General features: G+C 58.7%; 22 protein-coding genes and 1 pseudogene. 14 read left to right on the top strand and 9 right to left on the bottom strand.

Annotation, left to right across the window (positions count from 1 at the left end; genetic code table 11):
* Positions 1–7 precede the first annotated feature (7 nt).
* Entirely contained in the window at positions 8–565 is a 558-nt protein-coding gene (locus M0814_RS16170) for a cupin domain-containing protein (protein ID WP_103483442.1), read from the top strand.
* 21 nt (positions 566–586) lie between these two features.
* Positions 587–1933, top strand: coding sequence for a glutamine synthetase family protein (locus M0814_RS16165; RefSeq protein ID WP_103483441.1), 1347 nt, complete (start codon positions 587–589; stop codon positions 1931–1933).
* A gap of 114 nt (positions 1934–2047) precedes the next feature.
* On the opposite strand, the pseudogene M0814_RS16160 reads toward M0814_RS16165, so the two are convergent.
* Positions 2048–2158: pseudogene (locus M0814_RS16160) on the bottom strand (phenazine biosynthesis protein PhzF); the annotation flags it as partial.
* A gap of 156 nt (positions 2159–2314) precedes the next feature.
* Here M0814_RS16160 and M0814_RS16155 point away from each other — a divergent pair.
* Together M0814_RS16155 and M0814_RS16150 are read left to right on the top strand one after the other, a co-directional pair.
* Complete coding sequence (locus M0814_RS16155; RefSeq protein WP_103483440.1) at positions 2315–3139, top strand: AraC family transcriptional regulator; 825 nt, start codon at positions 2315–2317, stop codon at positions 3137–3139.
* Positions 3140–3211: 72 nt separating this feature from the next.
* Complete coding sequence (locus M0814_RS16150) at positions 3212–3598, top strand: cupin domain-containing protein (RefSeq protein ID WP_103483439.1); 387 nt, start codon at positions 3212–3214, stop codon at positions 3596–3598.
* 125 nt (positions 3599–3723) lie between these two features.
* On the opposite strand, the gene M0814_RS16145 is transcribed toward M0814_RS16150, so the two are convergent.
* On the bottom strand, positions 3724–4074 hold the full coding sequence (locus tag M0814_RS16145; RefSeq protein ID WP_112997816.1) for a hypothetical protein: 351 nt from the start codon (positions 4072–4074) through the stop codon (positions 3724–3726).
* A 283-nt stretch (positions 4075–4357) separates the two neighbouring features.
* Between M0814_RS16145 and yfcF the strand changes: the two genes are divergently transcribed.
* Both yfcF and M0814_RS16135 read left to right on the top strand, forming a co-directional pair.
* On the top strand, positions 4358–4990 hold the full coding sequence (gene yfcF, locus M0814_RS16140) for a glutathione transferase (RefSeq protein ID WP_103483437.1): 633 nt from the start codon (positions 4358–4360) through the stop codon (positions 4988–4990).
* A gap of 270 nt (positions 4991–5260) precedes the next feature.
* Positions 5261–5653, top strand: coding sequence for a VOC family protein (locus M0814_RS16135; RefSeq protein WP_103367118.1), 393 nt, complete (start codon positions 5261–5263; stop codon positions 5651–5653).
* 129 nt (positions 5654–5782) lie between these two features.
* Here the strand turns inward: M0814_RS16135 and M0814_RS16130 are convergent, their stop codons facing one another.
* Positions 5783–6226, bottom strand: coding sequence for a GNAT family acetyltransferase (locus M0814_RS16130; RefSeq protein ID WP_103483436.1), 444 nt, complete (start codon positions 6224–6226; stop codon positions 5783–5785).
* Between the two features lie 227 nt (positions 6227–6453).
* On the opposite strand from M0814_RS16130, the gene M0814_RS16125 reads away from it, so the two are divergent.
* Positions 6454–6990, top strand: coding sequence for an AAA family ATPase (locus M0814_RS16125; RefSeq protein ID WP_103483435.1), 537 nt, complete (start codon positions 6454–6456; stop codon positions 6988–6990).
* A gap of 339 nt (positions 6991–7329) precedes the next feature.
* Here M0814_RS16125 and M0814_RS16120 read toward each other — a convergent pair whose 3' ends face one another.
* The 6 genes from M0814_RS16120 to M0814_RS16095 form a co-directional block, all read right to left on the bottom strand.
* Positions 7330–8640, bottom strand: a complete 1311-nt coding sequence (locus M0814_RS16120; protein WP_103483434.1) for a glycosyltransferase family 39 protein — start codon at positions 8638–8640, stop codon at positions 7330–7332.
* 349 nt (positions 8641–8989) lie between these two features.
* A complete protein-coding gene (locus M0814_RS16115) occupies positions 8990–11611 on the bottom strand; it encodes an EAL domain-containing protein (protein WP_103483433.1) in 2622 nt (873 codons plus the stop codon).
* 168 nt (positions 11612–11779) lie between these two features.
* Positions 11780–12718 (bottom strand): AraC family transcriptional regulator, encoded by a 939-nt coding sequence (locus M0814_RS16110; RefSeq protein WP_103483432.1) that lies wholly within the window; start codon positions 12716–12718, stop codon positions 11780–11782.
* A 24-nt stretch (positions 12719–12742) separates the two neighbouring features.
* Entirely contained in the window at positions 12743–13576 is an 834-nt protein-coding gene (locus M0814_RS16105; RefSeq protein WP_103483431.1) for an oxidoreductase, read from the bottom strand.
* Positions 13577–13721: 145 nt separating this feature from the next.
* Positions 13722–14465: an anti-sigma factor gene (locus M0814_RS16100; RefSeq protein WP_103483430.1), complete on the bottom strand. Its 744-nt coding sequence runs from the start codon at positions 14463–14465 to the stop codon at positions 13722–13724.
* Positions 14458–14970 carry a sigma-70 family RNA polymerase sigma factor gene (locus M0814_RS16095; RefSeq protein WP_103483429.1) on the bottom strand — a complete coding sequence of 171 codons (513 nt, stop codon included), beginning with the start codon at positions 14968–14970 and terminating at the stop codon, positions 14458–14460. Before M0814_RS16095 ends, M0814_RS16100 begins: the two co-directional genes overlap by 8 nt.
* A 153-nt stretch (positions 14971–15123) precedes the next feature.
* Between M0814_RS16095 and M0814_RS16090 the strand changes: the two genes are divergently transcribed.
* From M0814_RS16090 to M0814_RS16060, 7 genes are all read left to right on the top strand, one after another.
* Positions 15124–16092, top strand: a complete 969-nt coding sequence (locus tag M0814_RS16090; protein WP_103483428.1) for a metallophosphoesterase — start codon at positions 15124–15126, stop codon at positions 16090–16092.
* Between the two features lie 14 nt (positions 16093–16106).
* Positions 16107–16415 carry a plastocyanin/azurin family copper-binding protein gene (locus M0814_RS16085; RefSeq protein ID WP_103483427.1) on the top strand — a complete coding sequence of 103 codons (309 nt, stop codon included), beginning with the start codon at positions 16107–16109 and terminating at the stop codon, positions 16413–16415.
* A 267-nt stretch (positions 16416–16682) separates the two neighbouring features.
* Positions 16683–17351: a GntR family transcriptional regulator gene (locus tag M0814_RS16080; RefSeq protein ID WP_103483426.1), complete on the top strand. Its 669-nt coding sequence runs from the start codon at positions 16683–16685 to the stop codon at positions 17349–17351.
* Positions 17352–17430: 79 nt separating this feature from the next.
* On the top strand, positions 17431–18237 hold the full coding sequence (locus tag M0814_RS16075) for an ABC transporter substrate-binding protein (RefSeq protein ID WP_103483425.1): 807 nt from the start codon (positions 17431–17433) through the stop codon (positions 18235–18237).
* An 11-nt stretch (positions 18238–18248) separates the two neighbouring features.
* Entirely contained in the window at positions 18249–19025 is a 777-nt protein-coding gene (locus M0814_RS16070) for an amino acid ABC transporter permease (RefSeq protein WP_003224911.1), read from the top strand.
* 2 nt (positions 19026–19027) lie between these two features.
* Positions 19028–19807, top strand: coding sequence for an amino acid ABC transporter ATP-binding protein (locus M0814_RS16065; protein WP_103483424.1), 780 nt, complete (start codon positions 19028–19030; stop codon positions 19805–19807).
* Positions 19808–19977: 170 nt separating this feature from the next.
* Positions 19978–21588, top strand: a complete 1611-nt coding sequence (locus M0814_RS16060; protein ID WP_103483423.1) for a gamma-glutamyltransferase family protein — start codon at positions 19978–19980, stop codon at positions 21586–21588.
* Positions 21589–21654: the final 66 nt, after the last annotated feature.

The following is a 21654-nucleotide window of genomic DNA, read 5'->3' as shown; positions in this document are numbered from 1 at the left end:
TTTGACCATGAACAAGCAAGAAGAAATCGCTGCGCTGGCGATCCTGATCCACGACCTGCGCAAGCACAAGAAATACACCCTCAAAGAGCTGGCCGACAAAATCGGCCGTTCGGTGGGGTTTCTCTCGCAAGTCGAACGCGGCCTGTCGCGCCCGACCGTGGCCGACCTCACGGCGATCAGCGAAACCCTCGGCGTGCCGACCACCTATTTCTACAGCCTGCCCAAAGCCAGGCAAGTGCCATGGGTCACCCGTCCGGACGAGCGCCGCACGCTGTATTACGCCAACGGCATCACCGACATTCTGGTGTCGCCGCAGATGCGTGCCTCGTTCTCCATGCTCGAAAGTCATCTGGAACCGGGCTCAAGCAGTGGCGACCGGCACATGAGCGACAGCTCGGAGCAGGGCGGCTATGTGCTCGAAGGCGAATTGACTTTGTGGCTGGGCAATGACGGCGAGCCGGTGACGTTAAGGGCCGGCGACAGTTTTCAATTCGACAGTCACACCCATTGTCGCTACGGCAACCTCACCGGGCAGCTCACCCGTGTGCTCTGGGTCTACACCTGATAACAACAAAGGATGAACACGATGGACGCTGTCTGCTCTGACCTGCTCGCCGAAGTGCGCGCGTTTCGCCAACGCTACCCCGAGGTGCGTTATGTCGACCTGATTGCCCTGGACATTCCGGGGCACTTCTACGGCAAGCGCTATCCGGTGGACATGCTCGAAAAAGTCGCGGCGGGCAGTGCACTGAAACTGCCGCAAAACTGCGTGCTGCTGGGCGTGCAGGGCGGTCTGTTCAAGATTGGCGATTACTGTTTCAACGACGGCGACCCGGACGCCGTGCGCCGGTTGGTCCCGGGAACGCTCAAGCCCGTGACCTGGGAAGCGCAGCCCCTGGGGCAGATGCTGATTACCTCCGACGGCACCGCCAAACCCATCGAGTTCGAACCCCGCGAAGTGCTGGCACAAGTGCTGAATCGACTGGCCGGCAAGGGCATTCACCCGGTGGTGGCCTTCGAACTGGAGTTCTATCTGTTCGACAAAAAACTGCGCGACGGCCTGCCGCAATTCCCTCGGGACGCGCTGACCGACGACGCCGATGATCAGCCGAACATGCACATCGAGCGCCTGTCGCGCTTTGCCCCGGTGCTTGATGAAATGGTTGAGGCGACAAGGGCTCAGGGTATCGACGCCACGGTGATTACCGCCGAGCTGGGGCCGGGCCAGTTCGAGATCAATTTCGGCCATCTGGACGACGGCTTGCGTGCCGCCGACTGGGCGGCGCTGTTCTGTCGCAGCACCCGTGGGGTTGCGCTCAAGCACGGCTATCGCGCCAGTTTCATGGCCAAGCCGTACGCGGAGCATCCGGGCAGTGGCATGCACGTGCATGTCAGCCTGTATGACGCGGCCGGCAACAACCTGCTGGCCGCCAATCACCAGCAAGCGCTGCGTCATGCGGTGGCCGGCTGCCTGGACTTGCTGCCGCACAGCATGCCGATCTTCGCCCCGAACCAGAACGCCATGCGCCGCTTGAGCGGCACGGTGAACACCGCGACCCAGGCGAGCTGGGGTTACGAGGATCGTGACGCCTGCCTGCGCATTCCCGAATCGGACACGAAAAACCTGCGCATCGAATACCGGCTGGCCGGCGCCGACGCCAACCCGTATCTGGTGCTGGCGGCGATTCTGGTGGGCCTGGAACATGGTCTGGAATCAGGCAAGGAACCGATCCCGCCACTCAACGACGACCGCAACAGCGGCATCGCTTTCCCCACGGAAATTCTCGAAGCGGTGCGCGCTCTGCAGCATCAGCCGCAACTGCGGGCGGGACTGGGCGCCGAGTTTGTCGACGTGTATTGCGAGAACAAACGTCAGGATCACCTGGCATTCATGCAGGAGATCAGTGCGCGGGAGTATCGCTGGTATTTGTGATTGCTGTTTCAACACACCACTCGAATCGGGTGCAGGGGCCCGCGATGACCGGATGGAATTCAGCGCCGGTGAATTCCATGGTTCATCAAAAGACCACCCGGCCCGAGACACAGTGCTTGCATTGAGGCTGCCAGTGACCGAGTCCTCGTTGCATTCTTCCCCCACGAAGGCTCTGACTTCCACGTCGGTTTCGGCCTGCGGGCCGTTCCATGGCGCGATAACCCCGCTAGTCGTTGCACGGTAATAATTAAAGAATGCGTGGATTCTGGGGATGTCCACCGCAGATGGGTTTCGGCCAAAAGCAGACATCCAAATACTGCACTTGTATATTCCCGACAGGGTCTTCATCAGCACCGTGCAGAATCGGGAGGCGACAAATTCATGGATCAGAAAAAAGGCCAGCCTGGCGGCGCCGACTGGATCATCCGCAGTGTTCAATCCGAAGGGATCGAGTGTATTGAAGCGTGGTTCGGCAGCCACGGCTACGATCCCCATCGACACGACACCTACTCGATCGGCCGTACTTTAGCGGGCGTCCAGAGTTTCCACTACGCAGGCTCGCTGCGCCATGGCGTTCCCGGCAACACACTGGTGCTTCACCCCGATGAACTCCACGATGGTATGGCCGGCACCGATGCAGGCTTTCGTTACCGTATGGCCTACGTTGATCCGGCATTAATCCAGAACATCCTGGGGGGAGAACCGTTGCCCTTTATCGCGGGGGGAATTTCCAGTGATCCGCGTCTGTTCCATGCTAGTGCGGCGTTCGTACAAGCAGTGGATCATCGACTGGAAACACTGGAGCAGCAGGACGCGCTCTATGACTTGGCAATGGCATTGCGTGCCGTCGGTGGTAAGCCGCGCGGGCGCAAGCGCCTGGATTACCGCGCGGCCGAGCGCGCCAGAGCGTTTATTCTGGAACATCTGCATTCATCCATTACGCTGGAGATGCTGGAGCATGCCAGTGGACGCGAATGCTGGAGCCTGTCACGCGACTTCAGAACGCTTTACGGCACCAGCCCATACCGATTTGTCACCCTGCGCCGCCTGGATCGGTTCCGCGCCTTGGTGCTTGAAGGGTTCACCCTCGTGGATGCGGCCCTCGTCGCGGGTTTCCACGATCAAAGTCATATGACGCGACACTTCACCCGCTGCTACGGAATACCGCCCATGCGCTGGCTGGAACGTTTGCGAGCTGCGCGCTGACTTGCAGGATCGTACAAGAACCCTCTGCTCAATGCTCTATAGGCTGACGACTTCAACCACAGAGGATCCGTCATGTCAGAGCTGCGTCATCAACACTCATCGTTTCCTGTAAACCTGGCACATAAGGCTTCGCTCATCGAACAGCAATGGAGCCCCAGAGTTGTTGCGGAAATGAATGACTACCAGTTCAAGGTTGTGCGAATCGAAGGCGAATTCATCTGGCACTCACATCCTGAGACCGACGAAGCATTTCTTGTCCTGGAAGGCACCTTGCGCATCGACCTGCCGGAAGGCTGCGTCTATGTGAATCCGGGTGAACTGTATGTGGTGCCCCGTGGCGTTAAACATCGCACGGCTGCCAAAGGTGAAGCAAAACTGATGATGATCGAGCCACGAGGTATTTTGAACACCGGGCATGAAGAGGGCGAAAGAACAGCGTTGAACGACGTCTGGATATAAACCAGCGCCATCCCGTGCAATGTCTGCGTCGAGTTGAAAATGGTGGGCTTTGGCTGGCTGCTATCGGCCAAAAGCAGCCCTTAGGGAGAGGCGGACCTCCAACGCAGGCACCGCCTGCCATCGGATCACGTTCGCTTGAGTTGAAACGCAATCTTAATCGCGGCTCCAGCTTGCCCAGCGAGCAAAGCTATTTGCGCGGGGATGAGAACCTCACCCCAAGACAAATTCGTCGCGACGGACACTATCAAATGCAGCTCGTAATGGCGCCCGTTTAACTCGGTTTTGACCCAAGCAAGAGTGCTACCTAGAGTGCCAACTGTTACTGGGATAGAGATAAACCTGCTTTGGTCCGTCGGTCGCACACCGCCGCGACGACATTCAAAGTGAACAGCCATCCGTTCATAGGTTTGAGCGTCAATGCCATGCACGACGACGAAATAGTCTGAGCAATCATCTTGATCCACCGTCGTAATCATAAATTTACAGTCCATTGCAGAGACCAATCTGCTGTTGAGATCTAAGCAGCTAAAGTTTTCTTGGGGCTGGTTTCTGCCATTATCCATTATTGACCGACTGCGTTGGATCCGTAAGCAGCCGACCGCGAACGACTGCTTTTGGCCGAAAGCAGACGTCCAGTTTTCGCCGAAGGACTGTCTTCAACTTGGTATTCCGGTCAGGAATACGCCCATGAAAATCATGAATTTTATTTATAGCTTTCGATCTCGTAGCGTGTCTCCTTCTGCATAAGGAGATGGCCCTGTGAATAATTCCCGCCTGCGCTTGTATGTCGACGCTCAATTTTCCAGCCCCTATGCCATGTCGGCTTTCGTGGTACTCCGCGAAAAGGGCATCGAGTTTGAAATGAGCCCGCTAGACCTCGACGCATATGAAAACCAGTCAGAGGGCTATGCCAGCCTCTCTCAGACCCAGCGGGTACCCACACTTGTCCACGGGGACTTCGCCTTGTCTGAATCGTCGGCGATCACTGAGTACCTGGAAGACGTTTTCCCTCAGGTGCCGGTGTACCCACAAGACCTTCGGCTGCATGCAAAGGCACGACAAGTCCAGGCATGGGTGCGCAGTGATCTGTTGCCCATTCGGCAGGAGCGATCCACATTGGTTGTGTTTTATGGACTCAAATCAAAGCCCTTGTCGCCAGCTGCCGAGTCGGCAGCGCGCAAGCTGTTTGATGGCGCACTGACGCTGCTTGCCGACAATCCCGAATACCTGTTCGGCCAATGGTCGATCGCCGATGTGGATCTGGCTTTGATACTCAACCGGCTGATACTCAATGGTGACTCCGTACCCCCCATGCTGGTGGAGTATGCGCAGCGTCAATGGCTACGACCGACCGTACAGGAGTGGGTCAAATTGCAACGTTCCCCGATGTAGTCGGCACACGTATTATTTTAGGGAGAGTGGCGTGTTTTTAGAGAGGGGGTCAGGCTCGCTTAAGAAAATAGGCCTGGGACCCTTCTCGATCGCCGGATGTCATGCCAGCAGCTTCGGGCATAGGTACAAAGCGCCGATCGAAAAACGCTTTCGATCGGCGGTATGTAAAAACAGCTTCCAGGATCGACGGAGTCTGTATAAGGCAGGCGTTGAAAACAGACTGGAAATTCTTGGTATGGTGCGAGAAGGCTTCCAATTTTCAGGACAAAAATGATTTCGCATGTATTCATCGCAGTGAATGACTTCAATAGAGCACTGGTGTTTTATCAAGGGCTCATGCGGATACTCGGACTTGATCTCAAGTTCATAGACGATAAACGCCCATGGGCTGGCTGGAAACACCCCGACACTGCGCGCCCTCTTTTCGTGGTGGGCAAACCGTTCGACGGCGAATCTGCGACGCTGGGCAATGGCCAAATGATTGCTCTGCTGGCACCTAATCGACAGATCGTACACAACGCCCATGCTTTGGCGTTGGTCTTGGATGGAACATGCGAAGGCGCTCCGGGCCTACGACCCGAATACCATCCACATTTTTATGGGGCGTACTTTCGAGACCCTGAAGGAAACAAACTTTGCGTCTGTTGTCACGATCCGGAATGACTTAAGTGTAAGGTCTATTTTTGGCTGAACTCGTGAGAAAACATTGTCGAGAAACGAAATCAAATTACCGTTTTTGGCCGGCTGCCGCCCTTTGTGATAGTCAGCAACCAGCCAGCGGACGCTCTTTAACTACCGCTCTAGTGTCGCGATATTCGATTCGACCTTTTTCCCCATGCTAATGCGCGGTTCGGTCGAATAGCCAAGAGATTCGTAGAAGGTTTTGACGCTTTCATTGGTGCTGACGATTTGCAGGTTGATTTTCATGCAGCCGCGCAAGGTCAAGGCGCGCTCAGCATGATTAACGAGTTGTGCGCCCAAACCCTTTCTGCGATGTGCAGGGTGCACAGCAACTGAATATAACCAGCCACGATGACCGTCATATCCCGCGAGAACGGTACCGACTACGTCATTTTTGGACAGTGCGACAAAAAAGAGGCCGTCCTCGACAGCCAGTTTCTTGTCGATAGCAAGGCTCGGCGTGTTGTGCGCGGTTTCGTAACCGAAGACGGTTTCCCACAGCGCCATGACAGGAATTCGATGGTGTTCGTTTGAGTAATCGGCAATAACATCCATGGAGCAGCCTCTTGATTAAAGGACGACGCTAACGCCGTGTGAAGGTCGTTGTCCACTGACTGCTCCTGGCCGCAAGCAACCGCTTAACGACGGCGACACGTTGCCCCGGCCTGCAAATAGCAAAACAGCCTGCAAAAACTTACGTCGATGGCGCGGTTGTCCATCAGTCTTTAACTGACCCTGCAAAAACCGCACAATTGCCGGCTTTTTCTCGACAGGGAGTTCCCATGCAACGGATTGTAATTCTTGGCAATGCCGGTAGCGGCAAATCTACCCTTGCCCGTGCCTTGGGCAGGCGTCTCGGTCTGCCGGTGGTGCATCTGGACACCCTGTTTTGGGAACCCGGCTGGATCGAGCCAGACGCCGAGCAGTTTCGCGCACGCGTCAGAGAAGCGATATCAGCGGATGCCTGGATCTGTGAAGGCAACTATGCCCGTCGCACATTCGACCTGCGCCTGCCTCGTGCCGATCTGATCATTTGGCTCGATACGCCGCGGCTCACCTGCTTCACTCGGGTGATCCTGCGCAGCGTATTGAATCGACCTCGTGCAGACCTTGCTGCAGGTTGTTCAGAGAAGCTTGATCGGGCGTACCTGACATTCCTGAACTTCGTATGGAATTTCGATCGTGGCTATCGCCCTGGTATCGAGGCGGTGCGTCAGGCCATTGGCCCGCAGATCCCGACGGTGCACTTGCGATGCAAGCGCCAGATTGGCGCATTTCTGGATAGCTTGCCCGCATCACCTGAAGTCTGCCTGATGTGACAGCGGCTGCACTGCCAGGTGTGGTGTTTCACCGAAGTACTCGATCAGCAGTTCAGTGAGCACACGAATCGGCCTTTCTGGGCGTATTCGAGAACTTCGACGGGTTCAACGCTGAAAAAGCGCTGGAAGAGGCGAGCAAGATGGCCTGATTAGCGGGCAGTGGATGAAGGTGTCGTTCGCGAAAGCGGGCGCCACCTTTATTTTTTTCCTGCTGCAAACGACTGCTTTTGTGCCGGCCCCGCCGCCGATTCAGTACCCTGAATGCGTCATGACCCTGTCAGATAGCAACATATGGATACTGGACAGTCGTGTCGCTGACTCATGAATCAGGAAGAGGCTTCACCAAAACCAATACGGCAGAAACTTCGGCGTGGGTTCGATCATGAGTTCCAAGTGGTAGGTGATTGGGTTGAAGAAAAACATATCCAGTATCAGAAATGCCGCTACCCCAAACGAAAGCGTCAAGAACTCGCGATAGGGATGTGCGACGAAGTACTCCTGTTTAACATGATAGAAGCTCAACAACGCGGACAGCCCCAAGCCTGCGCCGAGGTAGTTGGGCTGTAACGGGACATTGGCGAAGTTGTTGTAGACCAGCACCGCCACCAGCATCCCCAACCCCAGCATGGGCAACTTCAGGCAGAAGTTCAGCAGGCCGTTTCTGGCGCGTACGAAGACGGCTTCCTTGCTGACGAAGAGGTACGCGGCCAACAGCGAAATGGCCGGGGTGATTGCCAGGATGTAGCGCGCTTTCTTGGAACTGGGAACAGTGAACAGCACCAGCAGCACCAACAGCCACCCGCTCAGATAGAGCAGCAGGTCGATGTCTTTATCGCGGGTTGGGCGAAAGAACAGTTTGTACTTCCTGAGAATCACGTTGATGGCGTAAAACACCGTGATGCCGTAGGTCAGCAGGCCTGCGGAGAAGTAGAAGTAATAGCGTGGCGCGTGGTCGGAACCGAAGCGTCCGATGCCTTGCATGTTCAGCACTTCCTCGAGGAACGCTTGCCCCCCTTGCAAGTAGGCCGCCCATGCCAGCAACACAACCCCCACCGCCAGAATCACGCCCGAGAGCAATGAAAACAGCAGCAACAGGCGCCACTGCCGGCTCAGCAAGTAATAAGCGCCAATGACACTCGCAGGTCCGATCAAGCCAATAGGCCCGCGAAACGCGAATCCCAGCGCCAGGCCGAGGTACAGAAACACCAGGCGCCGCGGGTCCTTTTTCATTTCCGCCGAATAGGCAAAATAGAAGCACATCACCGTTAACAACGCCGGATAGATATCCAGTGCCAGCGAGTTGACGCCGTCAAGAAAGGCCCAGGTCAGCAGGCTGAAAAGAACGCCATACGCACCCCATTTTTTGCTGTGCAGCGCCCCCAGCCGATAAATGAATACCAGCATCAGCGACGCGGCCACGCAGGACGGAAAACCCATGGAAAGAACGGACACCCGGCCGAACGGCAAGGAAACCAGATAGACCAACAACGTATTGAGGACCGTGTAGTCGGGATAAGGCTTGAGGTCGTCGGCAATCGGGAACAGCGTGACACCGTGCTGCAACATGTACTCGGCAAAGTCGACAAAGCGTGTTGTGTAGTTGAGGACAGCGGGTTTGTACTGCAATGCCATGAACACGGCCAGTGTCATGAAAAAAATGCTCAGGCAGGGATTTCTCGTAATCAGTCCCGTCAACATTCCAGCCCGCGAAGTGCGCTCTACAACAAGCGGGGCATCATATCGATCCATCGTTAACCCTTTAGTGAAGTTGTTCTTTTGACCGCAATCCTGACAGTCCGGTGACGCTTGCATTGAACTTGAGTGTGGCGCGAGATTAACTTCGAGCCTAGCCCGCAACGAGGACTATTCAAGCATGACGGCCCTAAACACACCCTGAACAGAACCGATTAAAGTCAACAGGAAAACCGCATTAACGAAGCGTGTTGAAACGGGCTTTGTGCATTTCAATGATTGAATATTGACAGTGATGTACGGCCGGCTAAATGACGCGTCCTTTCTTGGGTGACGGATGATCGGCCGGCTCGGTCCTGACGCTTTTCAACAACTGTGCAAACGCGGTCTTGTCGATCGGCCGACTCATGAAGTAGCCCTGCACCTCGTTGCATTGATCCTTGCCGAGAATCTCCAGTTGTTCCTCAGTCTCGACGCCCTCGGCGGTCACGGTCAGGCCCATGGCTTTGCCCAGACCGATGATCGCCTGCACCACCGCGCGATCATTGGCGCCGAGGCTGATCGAGGCGATGAAACGCTTGTCGATCTTGATCCCGTCGAACGGGTAGGCGCGCAGGTAACCGAGGGACGAGTAGCCGGTGCCGAAGTCATCCATGTTCAGACGCACGCCGAGTTGCTTGAGCGCATTCATGGTGGCCAGCGCGCCGTCGGTGTCGACCAGCATCACGTTTTCGGTGATTTCCAATTCCAGGCGACTGGCCGGCAAACGCGTCTGCACCAGCACTTCGCGCACGTCTTCGACGACATCGCTGAGGGCAAACTGCGCCGGCGACAGATTGACTGACAACAGGATGTCCGCCGGCCAGGTGAGGGCGGTTTCACAGGCTTCGCGCAGTACCCAACGCCCCAGCGGCACGATCAAGTCGGTCTGTTCCGCCAAGCCGATGAACAGATCCGGCCCGAGCAGGCCCTTGGTCGGATGCTGCCAGCGCACCAGAGCTTCGACGGAGACGATGTGCTTGCCGTCGACCGTATAGCGCGGCTGGTAATGCAGGACGAATTCGTCATTATTCAGCGCACCGCGCAAATCACTTTCCATCTGCCGGCGTGTCTGGATCTGGTCGCTCATGTGCGCTTCGAAATAGCACCAGGTGTTCTTGCCCTCGGACTTGGCCTGATACAGCGCGATGTCGGCGCAGCGGATCAGCTCGCTGGGCACGAAGCCCTGACGCCGGCTCAAGGCGATGCCGATGCTGGCGCCGACGTGCAGCGGGTGATGTTCGAAGACCATCGGCTGATGCAGGCTCTCGACCAGCCGGGTACAAAAGCGGTCGACCTCTTGCCGAGTGTCCATACCATTGAGCACCACGACGAATTCGTCACCGCCCAGGCGGGCGACGATGTCGAGCTCACGGGTGCATTCGCGCAGGCGACTGGCGACTTCCTGTAACACCGCATCGCCGGCCGGATGGCCGAGGGAGTCGTTGATCGGCTTGAAGTTGTCCAGATCGATCACCAGCAGCGACAGCGCTGGCGCATGTTCCTTGAGTTGCAGCGCATCATCCAGATAACGCGCCAACTGGTTGCGATTGGGCAGGCCGGTGAGGGCGTCATGCATCGACAGGTGCTGGATCTGCGCATGGGCGGCGACTTCGTCGGTGATGTCACTGGCGGTGCCGCGATAGCCGCTCACGGTGTGCTTGTCGAGGATCGGGCGTGCCGACAACCGGCAGTGGCGTTGCTGCCCGGCATGATCGCGGTAGGTGCAACGCAGGTCGCTTACATTGCTGTCTTCGGTAAGTTTCTTCAGCCACAGCTCCAGCGGTGTGGTATCGCATGACACCAATTGCCCGATGCCTTGGCCGATCCATTGGGTTTGCGGGTAACCGGTCACTTCGCTGAAGCGCGCCGAGAGATAGGTCAGGCGCAGTTGATTGTCGACCTCCCAGATCCAGTCCGACGCCGCTTCGGCCACGGCGCGAAAACGTTCTTCACTGGCCTCCAGCGCATGATTGGCCGCCTCCAGCGCCTGATTCGAGGCCTGCAAGGTGCTGAAGCTATGGTCGACGTAAGTGGACGAGCGCAAGGCGTAGCGCAGGAAATACGCAGTCAACAGCATCAGCACCACCAGCACCGCGCCGAGTGATGGTAGCAATGACCACAACAATTGCTGGCCGGGGCGTTCCAGATCCGCCATCAAGCTGTAACCGGTGCTGTCCAGCGGCACGCGCGGTTGCGTCTTGGCGAGTTGATCATCCTGGGTCAGCATCAGGTTGTTCAGGCCATAGGCCGTGCCGAGTGCCTGTAGTTTGCTGGGCGTGAGCTTGTCGACGAACACCAGTACCGAGGTTTGTTTGGGATCGCCCACCGGACGCTCATCGTTAGGCAGGATGGCCGCCGCCGTGACCAGTGCCGGCCAGCCGTCGAACAGCGAATAGGTGCTGATGGGCACGGTCAGATCAGCCTGGCTCTGCACCTGATCCACCAGCGCGGCGGCGGTGACCTTGAGCCAACGCGAGAGGTCGCCGTTTTCTTGCTCGCCTTGCACCACAGCGTATTTGGTGCGTTGCCGATCCAGCACGAACACGCCGTCATAACCGTCAGTGGTGAACAGCGTCTTGCCGATGTTCTGCTGGGTATAGGCCCAGTCGGTGTCGACTTGGGCGTGTAGGTGTTCGTAGGCCGTGGTCCAGTCGGCGTAGCTGGTGATATAGCTTTTCGACGCGCTGATGCGATTTTCCAACGCACGGGCGGTATAGAACCGCGTCTCCTCGACATCCTCGCGATCCAGTCGAGTAGCGATGCTGAGCAAGGTGCCGATAGTGGCAATCACCCCAACGACAAACAGCGCGCCGACCGCGAAGGCCAGACGGCGAGTGATTGCACTTTGCTGAGGTGGAACCGGCGTTGCAGGAGCGAAAACATCCATATGCTCGTCCTTGAATCTGTAGCTGAATCATCTGGAACAGCGGCCCACGTGCAATGTTCAATGTGTTTGCCGGGTTTGCACCGAGGCGGATTTCCCAAGCGTAGTGAATGCGCGGGGATTTTGCCTTGAGACTGCGGCGGGCGTGCGATGGCCGGGAGCGATCAGTGCTCAGTGCGAAGACACATACGGGGAGGGCGTGGCGGACGGGGGCAGGGCATACGTGGCCTTCATCCACGCGACCTCGGCCAGCGGCGTGCGGCCGAAGAAGCGCTTGAACTCGCGGCTGAACTGCGAGGCGCTTTCATAACCGACGTTGAACGCTGCCGTCGCGGCCGGCATGGCGCCACGCAGCATCAGCAAGCGCGCCTGATGCAGGCGGGTGGCCTTGAGGTATTGCATCGGCGATGAGTCGGTGACGTTGCGAAAATGCACATGAAAGCTCGGTACGCTCATCCCCGCTTCCTCGGCGAGGGACTCGACATCCAGACGTTGCTCATAGCTGCTGTGAATCCGCCGGATCGCCCGGCTGACCTTGCCGAAATGCCCTTGCTGCTGGAGTGCCGCACGCATCGAACCGCCCTGGGCACCGGTCAGGATCCGGTAGTAGATCTCCCGAACCAGCGCCGGCCCGAGGATCTGCGCGTCGCCCGGATCGCTCATCGCTTCGAGAAAACGCAGGGTCGAGGCGCGTAATGGATCATCCATCGGCGAGGCGTACATGCCCTTTGGCGGAGCGTCGCTCGGCCCGAACACCTCGTCGACCTGCAGCATCAACTCGCTGGCCAATGGCAGGTCGAGGCGCATATACACCGCGAGCATCGGTTCAGCCGCACTGGCCTCGGTTTCCATGGTGAACGGCACCGGCACCGACACCACCAGATAATGCTGGGCGTCATAGACGTAGACGTCATCGCCCAGATAGCCGCGCTTGCGCCCCTGACAGAGAATCACGATGCCCGGGTCATACAGCACCGGAGTGTTGCTCAGCGGTCGATTCGAGCGCAGAAAACGCACGTCTTCCAGCGCACTGAGGTTGTAGCCCTCCAACGGCGCGAGCTGTTCGAGCAACTGCACCATGCGCGCGGTGTACGGATCGGATGGACTCATGGGCATTGATCTCTGTGCCTGGACTCAGCCATCGGTCGAGCGGGTCAGGGTTTCCCATTGCTCGATGTCGCTGAGGCTGCGTTGCAGTTTATCGCGCACCAGATTCAGCGCATCGCTGCCCAATAGCAAGTGTGCGGGTGGTGCGGCGCTGGCGATCAGTTGCAGCATGGCCTGCGCAGCCTTGCGCGGATCGCCCAACTGCTTGCCGCTTTTCTCTTCGCGGGCCTTGCGCACGGGGTCGAAGCTGACGTCATAGTCGGCAATGCTACGCGCCGTGCGCTGCATCGAACGACCGGCCCAATCGGTGCGAAACGAACCGGGGGCTACCGCCGTGACAAAGATGTTGAACGGCTGTAATTCCTTGCTCAGCGTATCGGAGAGCCCTTCAAGGGCAAACTTGCTCGAACAGTAATAGGCAATGCCGGGCATGGTGATGGTGCCGCCCATCGAGGTGATATTCAGAATGTGCCCGGCTCGCCGCTGTCGGAAATACGGCACGAACGCCTTGATCATCGCCGCCGCGCCGAACAGGTTGACGTCGAACTGACGCCGCATCTCCACCAGCGGTGACTCCTCGAAAATGCCCTCATGTCCGTAACCGGCGTTGTTCACCAGCACATTGACCGGACCCAGTGTGGCTTCGACGTCGGCGATCACCCCGTCGATGCGTTCGAAATCGGTGACGTCGAGCAACACCCCGTGTGCCCGATCCGCGGACAGGGCCTCGAACGACTTCAGATCGGTGTCATTGCGCACGGTACCGATCACTCGGTGACCGGCGTTGAGCGCTTCTTGCGCGAGGGCGCTGCCGAAGCCGCTGCTGACACCGGTGATAAACAGGGTTTTGCTGCTGTGCATGGCAATCTCCGACGGATAAGTGAGAGGCCATGGTAGGCAGCGCGCAGGGGAAGGGGTATGCCGGTTTGTCTGAGAGGATTGCCTGTTCCTATTGGCAGACCGGTGAAGCGCTCTGAAACGTGGTGTTGATTCGGCGCCGCCCGGATCAGGAGCCATTCCTGAGCAACTGCCCCAGTGCCTCCAGCTCAGCTTTCTCTACATCGGAAACCAAGACGAAGCGCATGTGACCGGCCTGCCATGACACCACATTAAAGCCGCGAACCGTCTGGCTCTGCGTTGCCGTGTCAGCCTCAGTCGTGGGCAAGATGAACACGTTGATGATGTGCTTGGCATGCCCGTAGCTCAGGGCGGCGGTGGTCTGGTGTTGCAGGTAATCCAGACGCCCGCCGAGCAGAGGGAAGCCTTGCGCCGTGTAGTCGAACACCGGGGGTGAGAAGTCGAGTTTCCCGGTGAACCAGGGCTTGACGGTGTGGCGATCGGACGACACCACATCGTTCAGATGCTCGCCCATCAACGAACGAACGTGGCTGGAAACGGCCTCGTCGATCAGTGGTTGCTCGCTGCCGGGAGTGGCGATATACAGCACCATCGCCAGGGCCAGCGCTGTGGCGGAAAAGGCCGGGGTCAGCCATTTTTGCCAGCGCTGGATGAACCCCGGCGCGGGTTTGTCTGCGGCGAACACGCTGGCCACCAATGAGGCGGGGGCGGGGTAGTAGGGCGCATGGCGCTTCACGCTGAGCTTGAGCAACTTCGCTTGATCATGCAGCCGCGCGCACTCGGCGCAGGCGCTCAAGTGCGCTGCCACCTGCGCAGCTGTCGCCGGATCAAGTTCCTGATCCAGATAGCCGTGCAGCTGTGTCTGGCAAACCGTGCAGTCGAGTTCATTCATGGTCGTGCAACTTCAGTAATTCGAGCTTGAGCATGGCCCGCGCCCGGGCCAGCCTGGACATGACGGTACCGATGGGAATATCGACCACCAGAGCGATGTCCTTGTAGGGCAGATCTTCGAGTTCCTTGAGCACAATCACCTCGCGAAACACCGGCGGCAGGGCGCTCAGCGCTTGTTGCAACAGCGCGGCGTTTTCAGTGTGAATCGCCAGCAGCTCCGGGGTCTGACTGTGGCTCAACGCGCCCTCGGTTTCTTCTATCTCGTCATCGAATGCGACCCAATGCCGTCCGGCCGAAGCTTTAAGCCAGGTGTAGCTTTCATTGCGCACAATGGTCAGAAACCACGCCTTGGCGTTGCCATCGGCGAAACGCTGCAAAAACCGGAAAGCGCGCAGGGCGCTTTCCTGCACGACGTCGCGCGCGGCGCTGTCGTTGCCGGTCAGCCAGCGCGCAAGGTTGTAGGCCGCGTCCAGATGCGGCGCAATCAGTTCCTCAAATCGCTTCATGGTGGGTTCCGCACTGTCACACCCCTATAACCGTGCTGCGCCGGGTTTTATTCCCGAAAAACAATTTGTTTTGCGACGTGGAATAAACCCTCGCGTCGCAAGGTTTACCTCGTGTCAGCTACCTCACTGTAGTCCGCCCGCGAGGACCTACCGATGGACATTCAAGCAAAACACCCATTGCGCACCGACGGCTTGCTCAACCCGGACCGGCGCACCCTGCTCAAATGCTCGGCGTGGGCCGGGGCCGGGGTCATCTGGGCCTTGAGCGGCGGGGTTCCCAAAGCCTTCGCGCTGGACGAGGCGGGCAACGTCAGCGATCCCAAGGCCCTGGCCAGCACCTTTCACTTCGTGCAGATCAGCGACTCGCACATCGGCTTCAACAAGGAAGCCAATCCGGAACCGGTGAAGACCCTGCAAGTGGCGATCGACAAGGTCATCGCGCTACCCAAACGTCCCGCACTGATTCTGCACACCGGCGACATCACGCACCTGTCCAAGCCTGAAGAATTCGACACCGCCGCGCAGTTGCTCAAGGGCCTACCATCCACCGTGCATTACGTGCCCGGTGAACACGACACCCTCGACGAGGGCGGCGGCAAGCTTTACCTGGAGCGCTACGGCAAAGGCACCAAAGGCAACGGCTGGTACAGCTTCGATGATCACGGCGTGCACTTCATTGCGCTGATCAATGTCTTCAACTTCCAGGCCGGTCACGAAGCCACCCTCGGCGCCGATCAACTGGCCTGGCTGGCCGATGATTTGCGCGCGGTCAGCAGCAGCACGCCCATCGTCGTGTTCACCCACATCCCGCTGTGGACCATTTATCAGCCGTGGGGCTGGGGCACCGAGGATGGCGATCAAGCGATCGCGATGCTGCGCAAGTACGGCTCGGTGACCGTGCTGAACGGGCACATCCACCAAGTCATCCAGAAAGTCGAAGGCAACATCACCTTCCACACCGCCCGTGGCACCGCCTATCCGCAGCCGGCACCGGGTGCCGCACCGTCGCCGGGGCCGATGACGGTAGCGGCCGATCAACTGCGCAATTACCTGGGGATCACCGACGTGCGTGCGACCCAGGGCGATCACCCGCTGGCACTGATTGACTCAACACTGGTTTAACCGAGGACACGCAAATGAAAAGGCAACTGTTGGCGCTGGTGGGCCTGCTGCTGGCGATGCCGGTGTGGGCGACGGAAGTGAAGATCGACATCAAGGAATTCATGTTCGGCCCCAAGGACTTGACCGTGGCCGTCGGCACCAAGGTGACGTGGGTCAATGACGATCAGATTCCGCATACGGTGGCAGAAACCCACAAGGTGTTTCGCTCAGGGGCGCTGGATACCAACGACAGCTTTTCCTGGGTGTTCGATACACCGGGGGAGTTTGAGTATTTTTGCGTATTGCATCCGCAGATGATCGGCAAAGTGGTGGTGACGCAGTGAATGCGATTCGCTGGAAAAACTTGCTGAAAAACGTACCGGAAGGGTGCTGCTGGCCTGAGTGTTACTCAGCTACCAATCTGCACCTTTCCGGGACTCGCAATGAGCTATTGGGTAGCACGTCCCAAGTTCGGCGTAGCAGGAGCTGATCGCCGTTTTCCGCTTAAATCATTCAAATCAAGCGCTTGGCACGGTGCGGAGAAATCTGGCATGCATCGTGCTTTTTTGTATTCGTGGATAATTGGATACAAAAAGACAAAAGGTGCTGCCATGCAATTTGCTCCCGCCTATGACCAGCGTCAACCGATGACCGCCGAGGAGGAGGCCTACAACTTTCTGTTGGAAGGCATCTGCGGCGGTCGTTATCGCAAGGGTGACCGGTTGATTGCCGAGGACATTGCCAGTGAAATCGGCATGAGCCGCATGCCGGTGCGCGAAGCCTTTCGCCGCCTCGATGCGCAGGGCCTGGTGACGCTGCGGCCCAACCGCGGCGCGGTGGTCAGCGGTCTGGATGTCGAGCAAATGCATGAAGTCTTCGAGATGCGCAGCGCCTTGGAAGGACTGGCGATTCGTATCGCCGTGCCCAAGATCAGCGAGCGTCAGTTGACGGCGCTGGAGCGGCTTCTCGATGAAATGGATGACTACCGCGAGGAGAGTGCGGCGTGGGTCAGTCGCCATCGCAAGTTCCATGAGTACCTGTGCAGCCTCAGCGATCGCCCACGGCTGCTGAAGCAGATCAGCGCCCTCTACGCGCTGATCGAAGCGCCCATGCGCCTGTGGTTACAGCACATCGAAAAGCCCCTGAGTGCGCGCCAGGAACATCAGATGATCCTTGATGCGATTCGCGCCGGCGACGCCCACAAGGCCGAGGCCGTGGTGCGTGAACACATCGAAGGCACGGTGCCCGAGCTGATCAAGTTTCTGCAATCGGAAAAATAACCACAGAGCGGAACCCGAATCCGCCGATGTTTTGACTTTGAGTACTGCCCCGTTACTAACCGAACTGGAGTGTCTGGTCATGCATACGTCTCGCCTGTTACTGGCTGCAATTTCCCTCGGGCTCTGTTCGCAGTGGGCGCTTGCCGCACCGACGGTGCCGGAGCGTCTGGTCAAGGTCGACAAACTCACCTATTGCTCGGGCATGGACTCGCCGCCGCTGGTGTCCTTCGATGAAGCGCAGAAGCCCAAAGGCCTGACCGTCGACCTGGGCCTGGAAATCGCCAAGCGTCTGGGCGACAAGAAGGTTGATTGGCGGGTGATTCCGTTTTCCGGATTGCTCCCGGCGTTGCTCGCCAAACAGTGCGACATGATCGTCGATCAGTTGTTCGACAAGCCCGAGCGCCGCGAGGTGATCGACATCGTCAACTACATGTATTCCAGTCAGGCGGTGGTGGTGCCCAAGGGTAATCCGAAGGCGCTGAAAACCCTTGCGGATCTGAGCGGGCACAAGATCGCGGTGCTCAACGGTTCGACCATCAAGACCTTGCTCGATACCGAGAATGAAAGCCTGACCGAGGCTGGCAAGCCGCCGATGAAACTGGTGGTCTACAACACCGACACCGATGCCTTTCAGGCGCTGCGCATCAGTCAGGTCGACGCTTACGGCACCACGGTGGAAACCGCCGGTTATTACGCCGCGATGGCCCCGGATCTGTTCGAGGAAGGGGTACCAGCCTTCAGCCGGATCCTCACCGGTCTGGGCATTCGCAAGGACGATCCGCAACTGAGCGCTGCGGTGCAGCAGATCATCACCGACATGCGCAGCGATGGCAGCTACAACCAGCTTCTGAACAAGTGGCACGTCTCCAGCGACACACTCGATTGAGGTAAGCGTTGATGAACTTCAATTGGGATGTGTTCTGGCAATACCTGTTGCAGCCCAGCGGCGTGTACCTCACAGGGCTCTGGCTGACCTGCCTGATCAGTGTGTTGGCGATGTTGCTGGGCTGTGTATTGGGGCTGGCCGCCGCATTGTTGCGCTTATCGAAGAACCCTCTGCTGCATCTGCCGGTGCGCTTTTATGTGTGGCTGATGCGCGGCACGCCGTTGCTGGTGCAAATCGTCTTTCTCTACACGGCGCTGGCGGCGGGCGGGATTTTTCGCTTCGAAGACATTGAGCTGTTCGGGCTGGTGATCCCCGGCAACATTCAGGCGGCGATCATTGCTCTGGGCCTCAACGAAGGCGCATACATGGCCGAGATCATCCGCGCCGGGATCGGCGCCGTGGACAAGGGCCAGTACGAGGCCGGGCGCTCGCTGGGCATGACCTTCGCCAAATTGATGCGCCGTATCGTCCTGCCGCAGGCGTTCCGGGTGATCGTGCCGCCGCTGGGCAACGAATTCAACGTGATGCTGAAAAACACCACGCTGGTCAGCGTGATCGGCGTGCAGGAGCTGTTGCTCAGTACGCAGATGGTCACCTCGGCGACTTTTCGGGTGTTCGAGTTGTACCTGGTGGTGGCGATTTATTTCCTGTTGCTCACCACGCTGTGGGGCTTCTTTCAGCGCTGGCTGGAGAACCGTTTCGGCCAGTCCGACAGACCTTCTTCGCCGCCGCCGGCCTCCAGCCGGATGTTCGGGCGCAACACGCTGAAACTGCTGAGGGGACGCTAATCATGGCGCATCAAAGTGACGAGCTGATCATCGAGGCGCTGAACATTCACAAGTCCTTCGGCGATCTGCAGATTCTCAAGGGCATCTCGCTGCAAGTACGCCGTGGCGAAGTGGTGGTGCTGATTGGCGCTTCAGGCTCGGGAAAAACCACGTTTATTCGCTGCATCAATCTGCTCGAAGACATTCAGGCTGGGGAAATCCGCGTCAGCGGCCGGCCCATGGGCTATCGCACGCGGGCTGACGGCAGTCTGGTGCGCGACTCGGAACGCAGCATCGCTCGCCAGCGCCGGGACATCGGCATGGTGTTCCAGCGCTTCAATCTGTTCCCGCACATGACCGCCCTGGAAAACATTATCGAAGCACCGATTCAGGTGTTGGGTGTGCCGCGCCAGGCTGCGCTGGAGCAGGCGCAGGCACTGCTCAAACGGGTCGGGCTGGCGGACAAGGCCAGTCATTACCCGTCGATGCTTTCCGGCGGTCAGCAGCAACGGGTGGCCATTGCCCGAGCGCTGGCGATGAAGCCTCAGGCGATGCTGTTCGACGAACCCACCAGCGCCCTCGACCCGGAAACTGTCGGCGAGGTTCTGCAAGTGATGAAGGAGTTGGCCGAGGAGGGCATGACCATGGTCGTGGTCACCCATGAAATGGGTTTTGCCCGCGAGGTGGCCGACCGGGTGGTGGTGCTCGATCAGGGCGAACTGATCGAACAAGGCCCGCCGGAACAGATTTTCAGTCGCCCCACCCATCCCCGTACCCAAGCCTTTCTCAGCCGCGTGCTGTGAACTTCACAAGGATTTCGACGATGCGTTTATCGAGCTTGTTCGCGGCGCCGCAGCCCCGACACGTTGCAGATCTTCGAGAAGACTGCCGGAAAACATCCAGCGCCTGATCACCCGCGAATGGAACCGGATCAAGTCCGGCCAATGAATTGCTGATTTGAAGAGCCTCTGCCATGTTGAAATTTTCTGCTCACGAATATCCCTATCCGTCGCAACGCCAAAGCGTGTTTGCCCGTCGTGGCATGGTCGCGGCGTCTCAACCTTTGGCCGCACAGGCCGGCATCGAAATGCTGCAAAAGGGCGGCAATGCGATCGACGCCGCCATCGCCACGGCGGCGGCCCTGACCGTGGTCGAGCCTACGGGCTGTGGCCTGGGCGGTGACGCGTTTGCGCTGGTCTGGTTCAAGGATCAGTTGCATGGCCTCAATGCCAACGGCCATGTCCCGGCGTCGTTAAGTATCGAAGCGGTCAAAGCGGCCGGCCATGAGCAAATGCCGTTGTATGGCTGGACGCCGGTGACGGTACCGGGATGTCCATCGGCCTGGGCCGAGTTGTCGCAACGCTTTGGCGTGTTGCCGTTCGCCGATCTGCTGCAACCGGCGATCAGTCTGGCCAGAGACGGTTTTCCGCTGTCGCCGGTGGTTGCCCATCAGTGGCAGATCGCGCTGGATGAGTTCACTCCCCATCGCGATCAAGTGCTACAGGCCTGGTTCGATACGTTCCTGATTGACGGTCGCGCGCCCAAGGCCGGCGAGATTTTCCGTAACCCGGCTCAGGCGCGAACCCTTGAAGAATTGGCGGCTACCCGTTGCGAAAGTTTGTATCGCGGCGCGTTGGCGCAACGCCTGGATGCGCATTCACGAGCTACCGGCGGCTATCTGCGCGCCACGGATCTGGAGCATTACCGCGCGCAATGGGTGGAGCCGATTCACGTCAATTACCGTGGCGTGGATGTCTGGGAAATCCCGCCGAGCGGGCAGGGTCTGGTCGCCTTGATGGCGCTGAAGATTCTCGAGGGCTTCGACTTCGATCACCGTGACAGCCAGCAGACCTGGCACCGGCAACTGGAGGCAATGAAACTGGCCTACAGCGATGGTCTGCACTACATCACGGATCCGCTGCACATGCGCGTGGCCGTGGATGATCTGCTGAGCGACGAGTACAGCGCCCGCCGCCGCGCTCAGATCGGCGAACAGGCGCAGCCGCCGAAGCCGGGCGATCCTCACGCCAGCGGCACGGTGTACCTGGCCACGGCGGACGGGCAGGGCAATATGGTCTCGTTCATCCAGAGCAATTATCACGGCTTCGGCTCAGGCGTAGTGCTGCCGGATAGCGGCATCGCCCTGCAAAACCGTGGGCAGGAATTCAGCCTTGATCCCGAGCATGCCAACGCGTTGGCTCCGGGCAAAAAGACCTTCCACACGATCATTCCCGGCTTCCTCACCAAGGATGGCCAGGCGCTTGGGCCGTTCGGCGTGATGGGCGGCTACATGCAGCCGCAGGGCCATGTGCAGATGGTCATGAACCTGGTGGATTTCGGCTTGAACCCGCAATCGGCACTGGACGCGCCGCGCTGGCAGTGGCTTGGCGGGATGAAGGTCGGCATCGAACAGGGCGCTTCAAGGGATCTGGCCAATGCGTTGGCGCGTCGCGGGCATGAGGTGCAGATCGCCAGTGATCTGACGGATTACGGACGAGGGCAGATCATTCTGCGTGATCCGGTGACGGGTGTGTTGTGTGGGGGGACTGAGCCGAGGGCGGATTCGCATATCGCGGTTTGGTAGATACGGCAGGTACTCGCCAGGTCAGGAGCACACACTTTTTCACAAAGACCTCCCGGGATCCAATCG

The organism is Pseudomonas sp. MWU12-2020, assembly GCF_023100605.1.
Classification (GTDB): domain Bacteria; phylum Pseudomonadota; class Gammaproteobacteria; order Pseudomonadales; family Pseudomonadaceae; genus Aquipseudomonas; species Aquipseudomonas fluorescens_H.
The sequence above is the reverse complement of the archived record's forward strand: the minus strand, read 5'-3'. Positions and strand labels throughout refer to the sequence as shown.